Source organism: uncultured Pseudosulfitobacter sp., assembly GCF_963976325.1.
Taxonomy (GTDB): domain Bacteria; phylum Pseudomonadota; class Alphaproteobacteria; order Rhodobacterales; family Rhodobacteraceae; genus Pseudosulfitobacter.
In genome coordinates this window covers 17,492-35,846 of record NZ_CAXBJW010000009.1, presented here as the reverse complement: position 1 = coordinate 35,846, position 18,355 = coordinate 17,492, and the positions used below count along the sequence as shown (strand labels likewise).

Annotated in this window: 17 protein-coding genes; 10 read left to right on the top strand and 7 right to left on the bottom strand. The window is 63.7% G+C overall.

The annotated features are described in order from the left end of the window. Positions 1 to 26: 26 nt before the first annotated feature. On the bottom strand, positions 27 to 1,565 hold the full coding sequence (murJ, locus tag AAC077_RS16525; protein WP_339771776.1) for a murein biosynthesis integral membrane protein MurJ: 1,539 nt from the start codon (positions 1,563 to 1,565) through the stop codon (positions 27 to 29). 271 nt (positions 1,566 to 1,836) lie between these two features. Between murJ and AAC077_RS16520 the strand changes: the two genes are divergently transcribed. Continuing rightward, positions 1,837 to 3,006 carry a M20 aminoacylase family protein gene (locus tag AAC077_RS16520; RefSeq protein ID WP_339771774.1) on the top strand — a complete coding sequence of 390 codons (1,170 nt, stop codon included), beginning with the start codon at positions 1,837 to 1,839 and terminating at the stop codon, positions 3,004 to 3,006. 35 nt (positions 3,007 to 3,041) lie between these two features. Here the strand turns inward: AAC077_RS16520 and AAC077_RS16515 are convergent, their stop codons facing one another. Then, complete coding sequence (locus tag AAC077_RS16515; RefSeq protein ID WP_339771771.1) at positions 3,042 to 5,813, bottom strand: [protein-PII] uridylyltransferase; 2,772 nt, start codon at positions 5,811 to 5,813, stop codon at positions 3,042 to 3,044. A 6-nt stretch (positions 5,814 to 5,819) separates the two neighbouring features. After that, positions 5,820 to 7,001 (bottom strand): penicillin-binding protein activator, encoded by a 1,182-nt coding sequence (locus AAC077_RS16510; RefSeq protein WP_339771769.1) that lies wholly within the window; start codon positions 6,999 to 7,001, stop codon positions 5,820 to 5,822. Between the two features lie 88 nt (positions 7,002 to 7,089). Between AAC077_RS16510 and rsmI the strand changes: the two genes are divergently transcribed. From rsmI to AAC077_RS16490, 4 genes are read left to right on the top strand one after another with little or no spacing between them, the layout of a single operon-like run. Continuing rightward, on the top strand, positions 7,090 to 7,959 hold the full coding sequence (rsmI, locus tag AAC077_RS16505; protein ID WP_339771767.1) for a 16S rRNA (cytidine(1402)-2'-O)-methyltransferase: 870 nt from the start codon (positions 7,090 to 7,092) through the stop codon (positions 7,957 to 7,959). Between the two features lie 8 nt (positions 7,960 to 7,967). Beyond that, entirely contained in the window at positions 7,968 to 8,423 is a 456-nt protein-coding gene (locus tag AAC077_RS16500) for a YraN family protein (RefSeq protein WP_339771764.1), read from the top strand. A 60-nt stretch (positions 8,424 to 8,483) separates the two neighbouring features. Beyond that, positions 8,484 to 9,419: a glutathione synthase gene (gshB, locus tag AAC077_RS16495; RefSeq protein WP_339771761.1), complete on the top strand. Its 936-nt coding sequence runs from the start codon at positions 8,484 to 8,486 to the stop codon at positions 9,417 to 9,419. Next, the gene (locus AAC077_RS16490) at positions 9,416 to 10,330 is read left to right on the top strand and encodes an alpha/beta hydrolase (RefSeq protein WP_339771759.1); all 915 of its coding nucleotides are present in this window, start codon (positions 9,416 to 9,418) and stop codon (positions 10,328 to 10,330) included. The genes gshB and AAC077_RS16490 overlap by 4 nt, the downstream gene beginning before the upstream one ends. Here the strand turns inward: AAC077_RS16490 and AAC077_RS16485 are convergent. The 4 genes from AAC077_RS16485 to cobU all read right to left on the bottom strand — a co-directional run bounded on the left by AAC077_RS16485 (position 10,296) and on the right by cobU (position 13,755). Next, positions 10,296 to 11,810, bottom strand: coding sequence for a YifB family Mg chelatase-like AAA ATPase (locus tag AAC077_RS16485; RefSeq protein WP_339771756.1), 1,515 nt, complete (start codon positions 11,808 to 11,810; stop codon positions 10,296 to 10,298). The genes AAC077_RS16490 and AAC077_RS16485 overlap by 35 nt on opposite strands. Before the next feature lie 128 nt (positions 11,811 to 11,938). Beyond that, complete coding sequence (locus tag AAC077_RS16480; RefSeq protein ID WP_339771753.1) at positions 11,939 to 12,613, bottom strand: glutathione S-transferase; 675 nt, start codon at positions 12,611 to 12,613, stop codon at positions 11,939 to 11,941. A 60-nt stretch (positions 12,614 to 12,673) separates the two neighbouring features. After that, the gene (locus AAC077_RS16475; RefSeq protein WP_339771751.1) at positions 12,674 to 13,252 is read right to left on the bottom strand and encodes a histidine phosphatase family protein; all 579 of its coding nucleotides are present in this window, start codon (positions 13,250 to 13,252) and stop codon (positions 12,674 to 12,676) included. After that, entirely contained in the window at positions 13,249 to 13,755 is a 507-nt protein-coding gene (gene cobU / locus AAC077_RS16470) for a bifunctional adenosylcobinamide kinase/adenosylcobinamide-phosphate guanylyltransferase (protein WP_339771748.1), read from the bottom strand. The genes AAC077_RS16475 and cobU overlap by 4 nt, the downstream gene beginning before the upstream one ends. 101 nt (positions 13,756 to 13,856) lie before the next feature. Here cobU and AAC077_RS16465 point away from each other — a divergent pair, with 101 nt between their 5' ends. The 5 genes from AAC077_RS16465 to moeB all read left to right on the top strand — a co-directional run bounded on the left by AAC077_RS16465 (position 13,857) and on the right by moeB (position 18,355). Beyond that, positions 13,857 to 14,735: an RNA polymerase factor sigma-32 gene (locus tag AAC077_RS16465; protein WP_339771746.1), complete on the top strand. Its 879-nt coding sequence runs from the start codon at positions 13,857 to 13,859 to the stop codon at positions 14,733 to 14,735. After that, positions 14,732 to 15,538 carry a ChaN family lipoprotein gene (locus tag AAC077_RS16460; protein WP_339771744.1) on the top strand — a complete coding sequence of 269 codons (807 nt, stop codon included), beginning with the start codon at positions 14,732 to 14,734 and terminating at the stop codon, positions 15,536 to 15,538. Before AAC077_RS16465 ends, AAC077_RS16460 begins: the two co-directional genes overlap by 4 nt. A 76-nt stretch (positions 15,539 to 15,614) precedes the next feature. Continuing rightward, positions 15,615 to 16,808 carry a bifunctional phosphopantothenoylcysteine decarboxylase/phosphopantothenate--cysteine ligase CoaBC gene (coaBC, locus tag AAC077_RS16455; RefSeq protein WP_339771742.1) on the top strand — a complete coding sequence of 398 codons (1,194 nt, stop codon included), beginning with the start codon at positions 15,615 to 15,617 and terminating at the stop codon, positions 16,806 to 16,808. Between the two features lie 36 nt (positions 16,809 to 16,844). Beyond that, a complete protein-coding gene (gene dut / locus AAC077_RS16450; protein ID WP_339771740.1) occupies positions 16,845 to 17,312 on the top strand; it encodes a dUTP diphosphatase in 468 nt (155 codons plus the stop codon). Further along, positions 17,309 to 18,355 carry a molybdopterin-synthase adenylyltransferase MoeB gene (gene moeB / locus AAC077_RS16445; RefSeq protein WP_339771737.1) on the top strand — a complete coding sequence of 349 codons (1,047 nt, stop codon included), beginning with the start codon at positions 17,309 to 17,311 and terminating at the stop codon, positions 18,353 to 18,355. The genes dut and moeB overlap by 4 nt, the downstream gene beginning before the upstream one ends.

Below are 18,355 nucleotides of genomic sequence, written 5' to 3'. Positions count from 1 at the left end.
TTTATCCGGCAAGATGAAGCCGCGGTTTATTTGCGTTTGGCGGCGCGTTTGAAGTCGGAGAGCTTGAACGCCCCGATCAGGTGGCCCGTGCCAAAGTAGCTGACAGCGCCGATAAGGATCAGGATCAGCAGCGCGATATAGCGCAGACCCGTCGTGCCAAGTGGCCCGGACATGGCCAACGCCGCGGCCCACAGGCAGAGCCCCATCACGACCGAGGCCAGAATGATCCGCCAGATGCGTTTGCGAAAGCGGTCGTCAAAGCGGGCAACATCACCCATCGGGCGCGTGCCGTGGCGCAGCATCAGGACCATCGCCCAGCCTGCCGCAGTCGTCGCAATGGCAGGCGCAAGCCATCCGATCACCGGCGCAAGGCCCACGGCCAGAACCGCGTTCACCCCCATGGTCCACAGCGCATAGCGAAACGGGCTGCGGGTGTCCGAGCGGGCAAAGTAAAGCGGTTGCAGGAATTTCTGGATCACGAAGGCAGGCAGGCCCAGCCCGTAGATCGCAACCGCCACGGCGATGGCGGCCACATCGTCGGGCCCGGTCGCGCCACGCTCGAACAGAACCGAGGTCAGCGGCAGCGGGATCACCATCAGCGCCACGGCGGACGGGATGGTCAGAGCCAGCGATATTTCGGCGGCGCGGCTCAGTGCATTGCGCGCACCTGCATCGTCGCCCGCCTTGAGGCGTCGAGACAGGTCGGGCAGCAGCACGATCCCGACGGCGATGCCAACCACGCCCAGCGGCAGCTGGTACAAACGGTCCGCGGCAAAAAGCCAGCTTACGGCCTTGTCGAATTGCGAGGCGACGACCTGGCCGACCACCAGATTGATCTGCATCACGCCGGTGGCCAACGCCGCAGGCACCGCAACGATCAGCATCTGGCGCATCTCGGGCGTCCAGCGTGGCAGGCCGGGCGTCAGGGCAAACCCTGCGCGCGACGCGGCGGTCCACGTCAGCGCCAGTTGGGCGATGCCCGCCAGCGGAATGGTATAGATCAGCCAGACAACGATTTCGCCGCCGACCTTGCTGGCGACGATCATCGAAATGATGACAAAGATGTTCAGCAGCACAGGGGCCGCCGCCGCCGCCGCAAAGCGTCCCGTGGCGTTCAGGATGCCCGAGAACAGCGCCGACAGGGACATGAAGAAGATATAAGGAAAGGTGATCCGCCCGAAACCCACCGTCATATCGAACCGCTGTGCGTCGAACCCGCCGGCGGTGGCCCAGACCAGCGCAGGCATGAACACCAGCCCCAGCGCCGTCAGCGCCAGCGTGGCAAACATCAACCCGTTCAGCGCGTCATTGGCAAACCGGTGCGGGTTGTCCTCGCCCTCCAGCCGGGCCGAGAACATCGGCACGAATGCTGCGTTAAACGCACCCTCTGCAAAGAAACGGCGAAACATGTTGGGCAGCCGGAACGCGGCAACAAAAGCATCCATCAGCGGCCCCGGCCCGATCAGGGACAGGATCAGGATTTCACGCACAAAGCCAAGGACGCGCGACAAAAGCGTCCACACTCCGACAGTCAAGAAGCCGGACATCAGGCGGATGGGTTTCACAAGGGAGCCTTTCGGATGCAGGTCTGGATCAGGGCCTAGCGGGTCAGGCGGGTGCGTGACAAGGGCCTGTCGCTGCGATGGCAGGGCGCTGTGCAAATGGGGCACGGCGCTGCGGCAGTTTCTGCGCAGTTTCCTGCCGGATTGGCCCGGGCGTGCATAAATGCGGCCCGTTGGTGTCATTGTTGCCTGTGGAGGGACCGAAAGGGGCCAAAACTTGAGTTTGTTCCCGAGATGGTTTTGATGGATGGAATCACATCGCAAAGGATGCTTCATGCCAGACGCCAGCACTGCCCACCTGTCCGCCGAGATGACCGCGTGGCGCCGTGATTTCCATGCCAACCCCGAGCTGGGCTTTGCCGAGACGCGCACTGCGGCACGGGTGGCCGAATTGCTGGAAAGCTTCGGCCTCGAGGTGCATCGCGGCATTGGGCAGACTGGTGTCGTTGGGGTGTTGCAGCGGGGCAATGGCACGCGGGCGGTGGGCCTGCGGGCCGATATGGATGCGCTGCCGATCCGTGAAGCCACCGGGGCGGGCCATACCAGCCTGACCCGGGGTGTCATGCACGCCTGCGGTCACGACGGGCACATGGCGATGCTACTGGGGGCGGCGAAGCATCTGGCGGCGCACGGGCAGTTCAACGGGCGGGTGGTGTTCATTTTCCAACCCAGCGAGGAACACGGGCAAGGGGCACAGGCGATGATCGCGGACGGGCTGTTCGAGCGGTTCGCGGTGGATCAGGTTTTTGCCATTCACAACATGCCGGGGCTGGCCGTGGGGCAGATGGAAACGCGGGCGGGACCGATGACGGCGTCCGAAGCATTGTTCGAGATCGACATCCGTGCGCGCGGCGGTCATGCCGCCCTGCCGCATCTGGGCGTCGATGCCATTATGGTGGCCTCGCAGGTGGTGGGTGCCTTGCAGACCATCGTGTCGCGCAAGCTGGACCCGGCGCAGAACGGCGTGGTGTCGGTCACGGAATTCATCGCGGACGGCGGGCGCAATGTTCTGCCCGGCAGCGCGATCCTGAAAGGGGACGCGCGGGCGCTTTCCCCCGAGATCAACACGACCATCGAAGCACGGATGCACGAACTGGTGGCAGGCACCTGTGACGCCCATGGTGTGACAGGCGCGGTCACCTACGAAACGATCTTTGCCCCCACGATCAACGACGCCGATGCGGTCGCTGCCGTGGCTGCTGCGGGAACTGCGGCGTTGGGTGCTGCCAATGTCGACACGTCATGCTTTCCCAAACTGTTCTCGGAAGACTTTGCTCACATGGCGATGGCCCGACCGGGATGTTTCCTGCTGATGGGCAATGGCACCAAGGGCGCGCACGCCCGCCCGCTGCACGCGTCTGACTATGACTTTAATGATGCGGGCCTTGTGCCGGGGGCAGATGTCTGGGTGCATCTTGTGCAGGATGTGTTGCGGGCGGATTAAGCCGCCCGCGGCTGGCGGCAAAGGCCAGGCCGGCATCACCCTTCGGCCCGCTGCGCCCCTTCGACGATGGCGGCGCGCAGTCGCTTCTCCAGTGTTTTCTGCTTGCTGGGCGTGTAGTATTTCAGCCCGAACATATCCTTCACATAGAAGGTATCGACGCACTGTTCGCCGTAGGTCGCGATGACCGCGTTGGCCACGTAGACGTTGGAGGACGCCAATGTGCGTGCCAGATCGTGCAACAGGCCGGGGCGGTCGCGGGTGTCGACTTCGATGATCGTGTAAATCTCGGACCCGTCGTTGTCGAAGGTGATGTGCGTTGGCACACGGAACACTTTCTCGCGTTTCTTGACCTTGTCGCGGTCCACCATCGCATCACGGGTGACGACCTCGCCGTACAGCGTGCGTTCGATCATCTTGCGCAGGCGTGGCAGGCGGTCGGCGTCATAGGGCGTGTCGTCGGCATCCTGTATCCAGAACGCGTCGGTCACATAGCCGTCCTTGGTGGTATAGCTGCGCGCATCGACCACATTGGCCCCGACCAGCGCAAGTGCGCCGGCCAGTCGTGCAAAGATACCCGGATGATCCTGCATCACGAAACAGACGCGCGTCGCGTCGCGGTCTTCGTCGGGGTGCAGGTCGATGCGAATTTCGTCGTCCGCGATGCCACGCAACAGGTTGGCAAAGACGACATGCGCGGTCTGGTGCAAGCCCTGCCAATAGGGTTCGTAATGGCGGCCGGTTTCGGTCTGCACATCCTTGCGCGGCCAGTCGGCCAGCGCGGCACGCAAGGTCTTCTTGGCCTCGGCTCCCCGGTTTTCGCGGTTCAGCGCCTCCATGCCGTCCTCAAGCGCTGTGCGGGTCTGGCGGTACAGCGCGCGGATCAGCACGGCCTTCCAGTTGTTCCACGTGTTCGGCCCGACACCGCGAATGTCGCAGACGGTCAGCACACACAAAAGGTCCAGCCGTTCGACCGTGCGGACGGCCTTGGCAAAATCGCGCACGGTGCGCGGGTCGGCGATGTCGCGTTTTTGCGCCATGTCGGACATCAGCAGGTGATAGCGGACCAGCCACTCCACCGTGTCCACTTCGTCCGGTTTCAGCCCCAAACGCGGCGCCACCTTGCGCACGATCTGTGCCCCCAGGATGGAATGATCTTCTTCGCGGCCCTTGCCGATGTCGTGCAACAGCAGCGCCACATAAAGAACGCGCCGGTTCACGCCTGCTTTCAGGATCGACGTGGCCACCGGCAGGTCTTCGACCAGATCGCCGTTTTCGATCTCGCTCAGGCTCATGATCGTCTGGATGATATGTTCGTCGACTGTATACGAATGATACATGTTGAACTGCATCATCGCCACGATCGGTTTGAATTCGGGGATAAAGGCGCCCAATACCCCCAGTTCGTTCATCCGCCGCAGCGCCCGTTCGGGATTGCCGTGTTTCAGCAGAAGGTCCAGAAAAATGCGCTGCGCCTCGGGCGTGTTGCGCATGGTATCGTCGATCAGTTTCAGGTTCGATTTGACCAGACGCATCGCATCCGGGTGGATCAGCATGCCGGTGCGCAATGCCTCTTCAAACAGGCGTAGAATGTTCAGCGGATCGGCCAGAAATTCAGCATCGACGATGATGGCGATACGGTTGTTGATCACCTCGTAGCCCGATTTGATCTTGCGGCGGCGGCCCAGCAGACGCTCAAGAAGCGGCTCGGCTTTCAGGTGCACGGCCTCCAGCCCCGTCAGGAAGATGCGTGTCAGGTCGCCCACTTCGGTGGCGTGCAGGAAATAGGCCTGCATGAACACCTCGACCGCGCGGCGGCCGACCTTGTCCTCGTAGCCCATGGCCTCGGCCACCTGAACCTGCATGTCAAAGGTCAATTGTTCGGTGGGCCGCCCCGTCAGCAAATGCAGATGGCAGCGCACCGCCCACAGAAAGCTTTCGGCGGCGGCGAAGCTGGCAAATTCGTCTTCGGTAAAAACCCCAAGCGGCACCAGATCGGCAGAGTCGTGGACGCCGTGAATGTATTTGGCGATCCAGAATAGCGATTGCAGGTCGCGCAGCCCGCCCTTGCCTTCTTTCACGTTCGGCTCGACCACATAGCGTTGGCCTTGCCGTTTGTGACGCTCGTCGCGCTCGTGCAGCTTGGCCTCGACAAAGTCGCGGGCGGTGCCGGAGAACAGCTCGTCCCACAGGCGTTTGTCCAGCATTTCGGCCAGTTCAAAGTCGCCGCCGATAAACCGGTGTTCCAGCATGGCGGTGCGAATGGTGAAATCCTCGCGGCCCAGCCGGATGCAATCCTTGACCGTGCGGGACGAATGGCCAACCTTCAGCCGCAGATCCCACAGCATATACAGCATGGTTTCGATCACGTTCTCGGCCCAGGCAGTGATCTTGTAGGGCGTCAGAAACAGCAGGTCGACATCGGAAAACGGCGCCATCTCGCCCCGGCCATAGCCGCCGACGGCAATCAGCGACAGTCGCTCGCCGGCGGTGGGCGACACATTGGGATGGATGACTTCGGTGGCCAGCGTCATGACCGACTGGACCAACTGGTCGGTCAGATAAGTATAAGCCGCAGTTGTGGCCCGCGCGGCAAAGGGGCGTTCGGCAAAGGCTTCGGCAATAGCGGCGCGGCCTTGCTTTTGGGCCTGTTGCAGCCATGTGACGATGGCATTGCGCACGTCCATCGGCGCGGCGTCGTTCTGCTGCGCCTTGATCAGCGCCTGCGCAAAGGCGGCCGCATCAAAAATCTCCTCTGGCGGACAGATCAAGTCGACCGCCAGAGGTGCAAGCTGGTGTGTGTCTTGCATGTTTTATCAGAATCCGGCGCCGCCAAAGGATTGCGGAGCCGCGTCGATCACGACGACCTGATTGTTGCGGATGGTGGCAATGGCCAGCCCGCGGTCGTTGGTGCCGTCGCTGCGCAGGCGGAAAATGCCCGAAGCGCCCTGAAATCCGGCGCCTTGCGTCAGGGCGGCGCCGGTCAGTGCGTTTGATTTGCCTTTGGCAACCAGCGCGCCGACAGCCGCGATGCCGTCAAACCCAAGGCTCGCGATCGGGTGGGGTGTGCCGCCATATGCGGCCTGATACTTGGCGCTGAACGCAGCACTGCGCGCCGGATCGGGCAGGGCAAACCAGCCGCCTTGCAAGCCGGGCAGCGAGAGTGTTGGCGACGGAATGTCCCAACGGGTCAGGCCGATGTATTGGGTGACCGTGGGCTGAATGCCAGCTTCGGGCAGCAATTGCGCCAGCAGCGGCAGGGCCGAGGCCGTGGACGAGGTCATGAACACCGCGTCGGCGCCCGAACTGTCGACGGTGGATTTGATGCGCGGTACGGCGTCGATCACGCCCTGTTGCGACAGCGGATAGTCCACGGAACCGGCCAAAGTCGCACCGCTGCGGGAAATGGCGTTCTGGATCGAGGTGCGGCCCAACTGGCCCGCCACGTCCTGGGCGCTGACCACGACGATACGCGATTTGCCTTGGCTGGCAGCATAGCTGACCAGACGGTCGGCGGTGGTCTGAAAGGTTGGCCCAAGCACAAAGACGTTGCCGCCCGCGATGGTGGTGTTGTTGGAAAATGCCAGCACGTTCACACCGGCACCCGCCGCTGCCACGCCTGCGGCATTTGCCGCTTCGGCATAGACCGGGCCGATGATGATCTTGGCACCGTCATTGACCGCCTGGGTGGCGACGCTGGCCGCCGTGGCGGCATTGCCTGCCGTGGCATAGACCCGCAGGTCAATCGCCACACCGGTCAGGTCGCGCATGGCAAGACGCGCGGCGTTTTCCAGGCTGTTGGCCAGCAGATCGTCCGAGGCTGACCCTCCGCGCGGCACCAAAAGGGCCACCGGCACAGGTTTGGATGTATCAACCGAAGGGCCGCCTCGGCTGACACCCCCGGTCATACCGGCGTCACAGGCGGCCAGCGCCAGTGCGAACAGTGACAGAAACAGCAGGCGCAACGCCTTGCGGGCAGGTTGTAAAAACGCGAACATGGTCCAGAGAACTCCCTCGGGTCTGGGCGGCGCAGAAGCCGCCTTGATTTGGCGAAGATCATAGAGGTCACGAAAGGCGGGTCCAGCGTTGAATTTCCAAAAGGTTTCGTTACCGCAAGGCATCCACCTTGTCGGCGTCCCGATCGGCACGGCCCGCGACATTACGCTGCGCGCGCTGGACGTGCTGGCGTCAGCCGATGTGCTGGCCGCCGAGGACACCCGCAGCCTGCGGCGGCTGATGGATATCCACGGCGTGCCGCTGGACGGGCGGCACATCCACACATTGCATGACCACAGTACAGACAAGGTTGTAGGGCAATTGCTGGCCCGCGCGGGCGAAGGCGGGTCGGTGGCCTATGCGTCCGAGGCGGGTATGCCGCTGATCGCCGATCCGGGTTTCGAATTGATCCGCGCGGCGCGCGGCGCGGGCGTGCCGGTGCATTGCGCGCCGGGGCCAAGTGCGGTGGTGACCGCTTTGGCGGTCGGCGGATTGCCGACAGATGCCTTTTTGTTCGGCGGTTTCTTGCACAACGCCAAGGCTGCGCGGCGCACTGCGCTGGAAGGGTGGGGCAATGTGCAGGCCACGCTGGTGTTTTACGAATCACCCAAACGGCTGGGGGCGATGCTGGCCGACGCCGCAGAGGTGCTGGGCGGTGAACGTCAGGCCGCCGTGTGCCGCGAGTTGACCAAGAAATTCGAGGAAGTGCGCAGCGGCACGCTGACCGAACTGGCCGAGCATTACGCAGGCGCATCGGTTAAGGGCGAAATCGTCGTGTTGATTGCCCGACGTTTAGAGAAAATTAGGGAAGATGATGTTGAATCAGACCTGATTGAAGCGTTGGGAAATATGTCGATGCGCGATGCGGTGGATGCCGTATCGGCTGCACACGGCGCGCCCCGTCGCAAAGTGTACCAACTGGCGCTGACCCTGCCCAAGGGGGGCAGCGGCGCATCCTGAGGACCGGCATGGACCAACTGGCGTTTGATTTTTCACCGATACCTGCTGTGGCGGCTGCCGCTGTCGCAGTACCGGCGGCGCGGCCTGCTGCAACGGACAGGCGCCGCTTGCGCGGCGCGATGGCCTATCAGGCCGGTGCGTCTGCCGAGATGCGGATTTCCTCCGATTACGAACGGCGTGGGTTTCCCGTCGTACAGCAGCGCTGGCGTGGCAAGCGCGGAGAAATTGATCTGATCGCGCAGGACGGCGACGGGCTGGTGTTCATCGAGGTCAAACAAAGCAAGACATTCGACCGTGCCGCCGCCCGCCTGACGGCTGCCCAGATGCGGCGCATCTATGCCTCTGCCGAAGAATACCTTGGCCGGATGCCACGCGGAAGCCTGACCGAGGTGCGCTTTGATGTGGCGTTGGTGAACGGGCAGGGCGAAACGCGGATCATAGAAAACGCGTTTGGTTTGGACTGACCCATTGCGCCTTTGGCGTGGCTGATCCATCAAGGAAGCTCAGCAACGCGAGGTGCCGCGATGAAGATCGCTTTTCAGATGGACCCGATCGGGGACGTGAATATCAACGCAGACAGCAGTTTTCGGCTGGCCGAAGAGGCGCAGGCGCGGGGGCATTCGCTGTTTTTCTACACGCCGGATCATCTGGCCTATCAAGAGGGGCGCATCACTGCGCGCGGGCAGGACTTTACCGTGCAGCGGGTGCAGGGCGATCATGCCCAACTGGGTGAGATGCGCGAAGTGGACTTGTCTGAATTCGACGTGGTCTGGCTGCGACAGGACCCGCCCTTTGACATGCATTACATCACCTCGACCCATCTTCTGGACCGTCTGAAAGAAACGACGCTGGTGGTGAACGACCCGTTCTGGGTCCGCAACTTTCCCGAAAAGCTGCTGGTGTTGGATTTCCCGGACCTGACCCCACCCACCACGATTGCGCGCGATCTGGACACCATCAAGGCGTTCAAGGCCAAGCATGGCGATGTCATCCTCAAACCGCTTTACGGCAACGGCGGTGCCGGCGTGTTCCGGCTGGATGCCAACGACCGCAATCTCAGCAGCCTGCACGAGCTGTTCACCGGTTTCAGCCGCGAGCCGTTGATTGTGCAGAAATTCCTGCCCGCCGTCAGCAAGGGCGACAAGCGGGTGATTTTGGTCGACGGTGCCGCCGTCGGCGCGATCAATCGCGTGCCGGCCGAGGGTGAGACGCGATCAAACATGCACGTGGGCGGCCGTCCCGAGAAGGTTGGCCTGACCGACCGCGATCTGGAAATTTGCGCGGCCATTGGTCCCTTGCTGAAAGAGCGTGGCCAGGTCTTTGTCGGCATCGACGTGATCGGCGACTATCTGACTGAAATCAACGTGACCTCGCCCACCGGCATTCAAGAGCTGGAGCGATTTGACGGCGTGAACATTGCCGCCAAAATCTGGGAGGCGATCGAGGCCAGGCGCGCGTGAGCTGGCAACGCTCGGCGCTGAACCGCTGGCTGCGGCTGGTTGAAAAGCCGCGTCTGGCCCACGCCACCTCGCACGACAGCTTGCGCAACCGGTTGGAGCGCAATGCGCGGTTCTTTTTTCGCGGCCCGCGCGATGTTCTCCAGCACTGGCGTGATCTGGGGGACGGCGCCGCCCTGTGGCTGGAACCTGCCGCAGCGGACCGGTCCCGTGTCCTGCTGTATTTCCACGGCGGCGCTTATATCTTTGGCAGCCCGCGCACCCACGCGGCGATGGTCGGGGTTTTGGCCAAGGCAGCGGGCGTGCGTGCCGTCCTACCAGCCTATCCGCTGGCCCCTGAACACCCTTTTCCTGCCGCAGTGGACCGTGCCGAAGATGCCTATCACGCGCTGGTGGCGGCGGGCGTGTCGCCCGAAAATATCGTGTTGGGCGGCGACAGTGCTGGCGGTGGGCTGGTTCTGGCGGTGTTGGGGCGGCTGATCGGGGCGGGTGCTGATCTGCCTGCCGGTGTGTTCGCGCTGTCGCCGTTGACCGACATGACGTTTTCGGGGGCCAGCCTACAGGCAAACGCGGCGCGTGACGTGATGTTGCCTGCGGCGCGCGTGACTGAAATGGCCGCGCAATACCTTGCCGGGGCCGCCGCAGACGACCCGCAGGTCAGCCCGCTGTTTGCGGATTTCACCGGTGCGCCGCCGGTCTGGCTGACCGTCGGTGATACGGAAATCCTGCTGGACGACACGCGACGCATTGCGGCCCACGTGAGAACTCAGGGCGTTTCGGTGCAGATGCACATTGCCGGTGATCTGCCCCACGTTTGGCCGATGTTTCATAACACCCTGCCCGAAGCACGTGCGACGCTGGGCGAGCTGGCGGGATGGATCAGGTCCCGCTGGGTTGCGGCACCCGGTAGCTGACCGCTTCGGCAACGTGGCGGTGGCACACCTCGGGCGATCCGTCCAGATCGGCGATGGTGCGCGCCACCCGCAAGACACGGTGATAACCGCGCGCCGACAGGGCAAACCGCTCGGCCACCCGGGTCAACAGGGCGCTTCCTTCGGCGTCGGGGGTTGCGATGTCTTTCAGAATTTCCCCTTCGGCATCTGCGTTTGACCGCATGTCGGCGCGGCCTTCGAACCGGGCAAGCTGAATGTCGCGGGCGGCTTTGACCCGCGCAGCGATCTGCGCCGAGGTGTCGCCCGAGGCGGGCAGGTCAAGGTCGGTGTAGCGCACGGGCGGCACGTCCACGCGCAGGTCGAACCGGTCCATCAGCGGACCGGAAATCCGGCCCATGTAATCCTCGCCGCAGGCAGGCACGCGGGCGCAGGCGCGGTCGGGATCGGTCAGATAGCCGCATTTGCAGGGATTGGCTGCGGCGACCAGCATAAAGGCGCAGGGGTATTTCACATGCGCGTTGGCGCGGGCGATCATGACTTCGCCGGTCTCGATAGGCTGGCGCAGGGTTTCCAGCACGGTGCGGGGGAATTCGGGGAATTCGTCCATGAACAGCACGCCGTTGTGGGCCAGCGAGACCTCGCCGGGTTTGGCCGTGCGCCCGCCGCCGATGATCGCGGCCATCGAGGCGGTGTGGTGCGGCTCGCGAAAGGGGCGCGCACGCGAAATGCCGCCCGCGTCCAGCAGTCCGGCAAGCGAATGGATCATCGAGGTTTCCAGCGCCTCGGTCGGGGTCAGCGAAGGCAGGATGCCCGACAGGCGCGCGGCCAACATGGATTTCCCCGACCCGGGCGTCCCCACGAGGATCAGGTGGTGGCGTCCGGCTGCGGCGATTTCCAATGCGCGTTTGGCGCGTTCCTGCCCTTTGACGTCGCGCATGTCTTTCAGCGGCGCATCCGGGGTGACCTCGCCCGGTGTGCTGGGTTCGATCAGCGACTGGCCGGTGAAATGGCGCACGGCCGCGCCCAGATCGGGTGCTGCGATCACCTTGGTTGCCGACACCCACGCCGCTTCGGCCCCCGAGGCTGCGGGACACAGCAGCGTGCGGTCGTCTGCGGCGGCGGCCATGGCAGCGGGCAAGGCACCGATCACCGGGATCAGGGTGCCGTCAAGGGACAGCTCGCCCAGTGCGACGACCCCTTCGGCGGTGTCCTTGGGGATAATGTCGAGCGCGGCAAGAAGGGCCAGCGCGATGGGCAGGTCGAAATGCGAGCCTTCCTTCGGCAGGTCAGCAGGGGATAGGTTGACCGTGATCCGGCGCGACGGCAGCGCAATCGCCATCGCGCCCAAGGCCGCGCGGACGCGGTCGCGCGCCTCGGACACGGCTTTGTCGGGTAGACCCACGATGGAAAAGGCAGGCAGGCCCGGCGACAGGGCGCATTGCACTTCGACGGTGCGGGCTTCGACCCCCTGAAATGCCACGGTATAGGCGCGTGCGACCATTCTATCCCTCTGCGATATGGTTAATCGGTAGAGGGTGGGCGTTTACGAATGGTTAATGCTGCACATCACGGCAACCGGAAGTGGCGGCTGTGATGTCGGATTTTGGATATTTAGGGCCAAAAGAAGGGTTAGAGCCACGCTTTGGTCGGGGTGCCCATGTCATAGGGGAAAGGGTCATAGATGGTTTTCAGACCTTCGGCGCGCCATGCCTTGAAGGCGGGGTCGGATAGGGTTGTGGTGCAATAAGCGCGTGCGGCTTGAGACACGGGCAGGTCGTAGCCGACAATGCGGGCGCAGACGGGGGCGTAAAAGGCATCGGCCAGGCTGTAATCCCCAAAAAGCCAGGGGCCGTCTGTTGCAAAATTGCGGGCGTGGGACCACAGGGTTTCGATGCGGGCCAGATCGGCGCGGGTGGCATCCGATGGGGCAAAGCCGGTGTTCACGTGTTGTAACTGCATCGGGCATTGGTTGCGCAGGGCGGCAAAGCCCGAGGCCATTTCAGCACATAGCATCCGGGCGGTGGCACGGGCGGCGGCATCTTCGGGCCACAGGCCAGCGTCGGGGTGACGCTCGGCCAGTGTTTCGGCGATGGCCATGCTTTCACCGACGGCGGTGCCATCCGGCAGCTTGATCGCGGGCACCAGCCGGACAGGCGCAAGGGGTGCCAGATCGTCAGCCATTGTGCCGGCGTACAGGCCAACAAGATGGGTGCGGAAGGGCAGGCCGAATTTTTGTAGCATCAGCCAGCCGCGCAAGGACCAGCTCGAAAATGTGCGGTCACCGATATAAAGATCATATGTCATGCAATGGACGTTAGCCGCAGACATCCTGATCGGTAAATCGCTGTTTTGTGCGGGCATCCATCACGGAAGGTGATTGAGCAACGGCACCGGTGTTTTGGTGTCTGCGAGGTCGATGCGGGTGACCGACAGGTTGTCGATCTTGTGGGCCAGCGCCTGTTTGGGCGTCCAGCGCATCGCCGCCTGCACTTGTGTCAGGATCACGCCGATGTGGGCCACCGCAATGATGTGCTGCGCAGGATGCTGCGCGCTGATCCGGCGGACAGCGGTGGCGACGCGGGCGGCGGCCATGTTCCAGCTTTCGCCGCCCGGGGGCACGATGTCGCCCGGGTCTTCCCAATAGGCGCGGCTGAGATCGGGATAAGCGTCGCTGACGCGCGAAAAATGCCAGTTGTCCCATGCGCCAAAGTGGAATTCGCGCAGCATCGGGTCCGACGGCAAACGGGAGCGCCCGCCCGCTATGGCATCGGCGGTCGCGTGGGCGCGGATCAGGTCGGACGAGATCACCAGCGCATCTGTTGGCAGAAACGCCTGAATGCGCGCGATCTGTGCGGTGTCGGACAGATCAGCCGACACATCGCGCCAGCCAACAAAGGTTTTCTGATGCGTCGGCCCGTGCCGGACCCAGTGCCACGTGGTCATAGGTGTCCTTTCAGAACGTTGGGCAGCCCGGCAACCACTTGCACAGCGGTGTCGGCGCGGGCGGCCAGCGCGATGTTCAGCCGTCCCTGCGCCTCGCGGAAGGCGCGGGTGTCGGCGTCGGCAGGGACGATCCCCTGACCCAGTTCGTTCGACACGATCACCACCGGTGCCGCGCAATCGGCCAGTGCCTGCATCAACGCCGCCTGCGCCTGTGTCAGATCGGTGCCGTCCATCACATGATTGGTCAGCCACATGGTCGCGCAGTCGATCAAAACAGCCTCGCCCGCGTGACGCACACGCAAGGTATCAGCAAGATCATGCGTGGCCTCGCAGTTGATCCAGGCAGCATCGCGCCGATCACGGTGCACTTGCACGCGATCTTTTATTTCGGCGTCCCAGATGCGGGCCGTGGCCAGATAGACAGGAATTAACCCGCTGTTAACTATCATTTTTTCCGCAAAAACGGATTTTCCGGAAGCCGCGCCACCTAAAACGAATGTCATCGAAGGCAACATATTTTTCACCTTTCGAGTGAACCAAACCCTGTGCTGATGCGTAATTAAGTCAACACCGCAAAACAAGCAGCGATCGGGGAGATGTGACTATGGCACTGGACAACGTACGGGAAATTTCACTGTCCCGGATCGCGATGAAAGCTGAATTGCTGGACGCGGATACCGAATTGAAACTGGCCTATGCCTGGCGCGACGAGCGGGACGAGGCGGCGCTTCACCGGCTGATCACAGCCTATATGCGGCTGGCGATTTCGATGGCGTCCAAGTTCAAACGCTACGGCGCGCCGATGAATGATCTGATTCAGGAAGCGGGCCTTGGCTTGATGAAAGCTGCCGACAAATTCGACCCGGATCGGGGTGTGCGGTTTTCGACCTACGCAGTTTGGTGGATCAAGGCGTCTATTCAGGATTACGTGATGCGCAACTGGTCGATGGTGCGCACAGGGTCCACGTCATCGCAGAAATCGCTGTTCTTCAACATGCGCCGGGTTCAGGCGAGGCTGGAACGCGAAAGCGCCTCGGCGGGTGAAACGCTGGACCGGCACCAACTTCGCCAGATGATCTCGACCGAGATCGGCGTGCCGTTGCGCGATGTGGAAATGATGGAAGGCCGCCTTGGCGGGTCCGACTATTCGCTGAACGCCACCCAGTCGTCCGAGGACGAAGGCCGCGAATGGATTGACGCGCTGGAAGACGACGGCGTGCAAGCGGCCGAGCAGGTCGAGAATGAACATGACACCGCCCAGTTGCGCGAATGGCTGCTGATGGCGATGAACGCGCTGAACGAACGCGAGCGGTTCATCATCCGCGAACGCAAGCTGCGTGACGACGCGCGGACGCTGGAAAGCCTGGGGCAAGAGCTGTCCCTGAGCAAAGAGCGTGTGCGTCAGCTTGAAGCCGCCGCTTTTGCCAAGATGCGGAAATCGCTGGAGACTCAGAGCCGGGAGGTGCATCACTTCCTCGTATGAGATATGTGATTCCCGCTGTGTTGTCGTGGGCCGTCCTCGCGGGGGCGGCCTTTGCTATTGAACCTGTTGACGTGGCCGCTGCTGACATTGGCGCCGCCGACATCGTGATCGTGGGCGAGGTGCACGACAACCCTGCCCACCACACGGCGCAGGCGGCGGTCGTGGCACAGGTGCAGCCCAAGGCAATTGTCTGGGAAATGCTGACCCCCGCACAGGCCGGGCTGGTCACTCCGGAATTGATCGACAACGCGACTGCGATGGCCGAAAGGCTGGATTGGGACGCGGCGGGCTGGCCGGATTTCAGCATGTATCACCCGATTTTTGCAGCGGCCCCCGATGCCGTCAGCTATGGCGCCGCGGTGCCGCGCGATTTGGCGCAGGCCGTGATGCACGAACCCTTGGGCGCGGCATTCGAGGCGGCGGCGGCTTATGGGTTGGACCGTGACCTTAGCGACGCACATCAGCTTGCCCGGGAAGAGCTGCAACGGGTGGCCCATTGCGACGCGCTGCCCAAGGACCTGTTGCCGGCGATGGTCAAGGTTCAGCGGTTGCGCGATGCAACGCTGGCACAGGCGGCGGTCAGGGCGCTGGCCGACACCGGCGGGCCGGTGGTTGTGATCACCGGCAATGGCCATGCGCGCAAGGATTGGGGCGTGCCCAGCTATCTGTCCGGGGTTGTGCCCAAGGCCCGCGTCTGGTCGATCGGTCAGGCCGAGGATGGCAATGCCCCCGAAGGCGGTTTTGACGTGGTGTGGGACGCACCCGAGCAGGCACGTCCCGACCCTTGCGCCGCGTTCAAATAGCGGGCGCCTTACGGGCTGGCAGAATGCGCAGGCGCGGCTTATGGTTGGGCAAATGTGACGGCAGCGGGGACGCAGGATGCTGAACGGCAAAAGAATTCTTCTGATCATTGGCGGCGGGATTGCGGCGTTCAAATCGCTGGACCTGATCCGGCGCCTGCGCGAATGCGGCGCATCGGTGACCCCGGTTCTGACTCAGGCAGGAGGGGAATTTGTCACGCCGCTGTCCGTTTCGGCGCTGGCTGGGACCAAAGTGTATCGCGACCTGTTCGATCTGACGGACGAGGCGGAAATGGGCCACATCCAACTGTCCCGTTCCGCCGATCTGGTGCTGGTGGCGCCGGCCACTGCCGACCTGATGGCGAAGATGGCGCAGGGGCTGGCGAATGATCTGGCCTCGACATTGCTGCTGGCGACCGACACGCCTGTGATGATCGCACCCGCGATGAACGTACGCATGTGGGACCACCCCGCGACCCAGCGCAATCTGGCGACCCTGCGCGGGGACGGCATCGCGGTGATCGGGCCGAATGATGGCGACATGGCTTGCGGTGAATTCGGGCCGGGCCGCATGGCCGAGCCGCTGGAGATTGTCGCAGCCCTTGAGGGTGCGCTGGGCGGTGGACCGCTGGCGGGCAAACGGGTGCTGGTCACCTCGGGGCCGACGCACGAGCCGATTGATCCGGTGCGCTATATCGCAAACCGGTCGTCCGGCGCGCAGGGCACGGCGCTGGGCGCGGCGCTGGCGGCATTGGGGGCCGAGGTGGTTTTTGTCACCGGCCCGGCCGACGTGCCGCCGCCTGCGGGCGTGCAGGTGGTCAAGGTGCAGACAGCACAGCAGATGTTGCAGGCGGTACAGGCCGCACTGCCCTGCGATGTGGCCGTGTTCGCGGCAGCGGTGGCCGACTGGCGGGTCGCGTCAGCCTCGGATCGCAAGCTGAAAAAGACCAAGGACGGGATGCCGAAGCTTGATTTTGCCGAGAACCCCGACATTCTGGCCACCGTATCGCAGATGACAGAGGGGCGGCCCGGGCTGGTTGTGGGTTTTGCCGCCGAGACGAACGACGTGATCGACCATGCGACCGCCAAGCGCGCGCGCAAGGGGTGTGACTGGATCGTGGCCAATGATGTCTCGCCCGAAACGGGGATCATGGGCGGCCACGAAAACGCGGTGCATCTGATTTCGGACGCGGGCGTCGAGGATTGGCCGCGCATGGGCAAGGATGCAGTGGCACAAAAACTGGCGGCGCGGATTGCGGCGGCGGTTGGATAGAACTTTTATGCCTCCGGCGGGAGTTTTCAGGGCAAGATGAAAAGCGAAACAGTGACAGTGCAATTCGTCTGGGACGCAGGCGCGGACACCGCGCTTGGCCTGCCGTCCTACGAGACATCAGGCGCCGCCGGTGCGGATGTGCGGGCGAACTTTGCCGACCGTGGTGCGGTGGTCTTGGAACCCGGTGCGCGGGCGCTGGTGCCGACGGGGTTGCGCATGGCGATCCCGCAAGGGTTCGAGGTGCAGGTGCGTCCGCGTTCGGGGCTGGCGCTGAAGCATGGTGTGACGCTGGTGAACACGCCTGGCACCATCGACAGCGATTATCGCGGGCCGTTGGGGGTGATCATGATCAATCTGGGTGACGTCGATTTCGTGGTCGAACACGGAATGCGCATCGCGCAGATCGTCGTGGCCCCGGTGGTGCAGGCGCGGTTTGATCTGGCCGAGACGCTGGACGACACGGCGCGTGGCGCGGGCGGCTTTGGCTCGACGGGCGCGCAATGATTCTGGTTCTGGCCCTTGCTGCTGCGCTGTGGGGCGTCGGGGCCATGATGGGCGCGCCGCGCGCGGTGCGGCTGAACATGGTGTTGCTGTTGTATGTGGCGGTGCTGGCGCTGCATCTGGTGCTGCCGGACGCGCATCCCTTGCGCATGGCAACTGGGGAAAGTGGGGCGCTGTGGCTGATCCTTGGCGGCTTTGTGGTGCTGGTTCTGGCCTATCGCTGGGGCCTGCGCCGGTTAAAGGCGAAGGCAGCAGGCGAACAGGCAGAAACGCCCGCGCCACGCACCGGGCCGATGACCGAGGTGGAACTGAACCGCTATTCCCGCCACATCGTTCTGCGCGAGATCGGCGGACCGGGGCAGGTGGCGTTGAAAAACGCGCGCGTGCTGGTCGTGGGGGCGGGCGGCCTGGGTGCCCCTGCCTTGCAGTATCTGGCGGCGGCGGGCGTGGGCACGTTGGGCGTGATCGACGCCGATGTCGTCGAGGGCAGCAATTTGCAACGTCAGGTGATCCACACGGACGCGCGCATCGGCATGCCAAAGGTGTTCTCGGCCCAAGCCGCGCTGGAGGCGCTGAACCCCTTCGTGACCGTGCGCCCCTATCACCGGCGCTTTGACGCAGAGATTGCCGCCGAACTGGTCGCGGAATACGATCTGGTGCTGGACGGCACCGACAATTTCGAAACGCGCTATCTGGTCAACCGCACGGCGGTCGCGGCGGGCGTGCCGTTGGTTTCCGGCGCGCTGAGCCAGTGGGAAGGGCAACTGAGCATCTTTGACCCCGCCCGTGGCGCCCCCTGTTACCAGTGCATTTTCCCCCACGCGCCCGCCGACGGGCTGGCCCCCAGTTGCGCCGAAGCCGGCGTTCTGGGGCCATTGCCCGGTGTGGTGGGGGCGATGATGGCAGTCGAGGCAGTGAAGCTGCTGACCGGTGCAGGTGCGCCTTTGCGGGGCGAGATGCTGATTTACGACGCGCTTTATGGCGAAAGCCGCAAGATCGGGCTGGCGCGGCGCGCGGACTGTCCGGTTTGCAGCGGCCACGGCTGA

Excerpts from the sequence above, each read along its gene's own strand:
- AAC077_RS16460 (WP_339771744.1), top strand. The coding sequence starts at position 14,732 with ATGAGATATGTGATTCCCGCTGTGTTGTCGTGGGCCGTCCTCGCGGGG.
- AAC077_RS16485 (WP_339771756.1), bottom strand. The coding sequence starts at position 11,810 with ATGGTCGCACGCGCCTATACCGTGGCATTTCAGGGGGTCGAAGCCCGC.
- AAC077_RS16510 (WP_339771769.1), bottom strand. The coding sequence starts at position 7,001 with ATGTTCGCGTTTTTACAACCTGCCCGCAAGGCGTTGCGCCTGCTGTTT.
- AAC077_RS16480 (WP_339771753.1), bottom strand. The coding sequence starts at position 12,613 with ATGACATATGATCTTTATATCGGTGACCGCACATTTTCGAGCTGGTCC.
- coaBC (WP_339771742.1), top strand. The coding sequence starts at position 15,615 with ATGCTGAACGGCAAAAGAATTCTTCTGATCATTGGCGGCGGGATTGCG.
- AAC077_RS16475 (WP_339771751.1), bottom strand. The coding sequence starts at position 13,252 with ATGACCACGTGGCACTGGGTCCGGCACGGGCCGACGCATCAGAAAACC.
- AAC077_RS16465 (WP_339771746.1), top strand. The coding sequence starts at position 13,857 with ATGGCACTGGACAACGTACGGGAAATTTCACTGTCCCGGATCGCGATG.
- AAC077_RS16520 (WP_339771774.1), top strand. The coding sequence starts at position 1,837 with ATGCCAGACGCCAGCACTGCCCACCTGTCCGCCGAGATGACCGCGTGG.
- cobU (WP_339771748.1), bottom strand. The coding sequence starts at position 13,755 with ATGACATTCGTTTTAGGTGGCGCGGCTTCCGGAAAATCCGTTTTTGCG.
- AAC077_RS16515 (WP_339771771.1), bottom strand. The coding sequence starts at position 5,813 with ATGCAAGACACACACCAGCTTGCACCTCTGGCGGTCGACTTGATCTGT.
- dut (WP_339771740.1), top strand. The coding sequence starts at position 16,845 with ATGAAAAGCGAAACAGTGACAGTGCAATTCGTCTGGGACGCAGGCGCG.
- moeB (WP_339771737.1), top strand. The coding sequence starts at position 17,309 with ATGATTCTGGTTCTGGCCCTTGCTGCTGCGCTGTGGGGCGTCGGGGCC.
- gshB (WP_339771761.1), top strand. The coding sequence starts at position 8,484 with ATGAAGATCGCTTTTCAGATGGACCCGATCGGGGACGTGAATATCAAC.
- AAC077_RS16500 (WP_339771764.1), top strand. The coding sequence starts at position 7,968 with ATGGACCAACTGGCGTTTGATTTTTCACCGATACCTGCTGTGGCGGCT.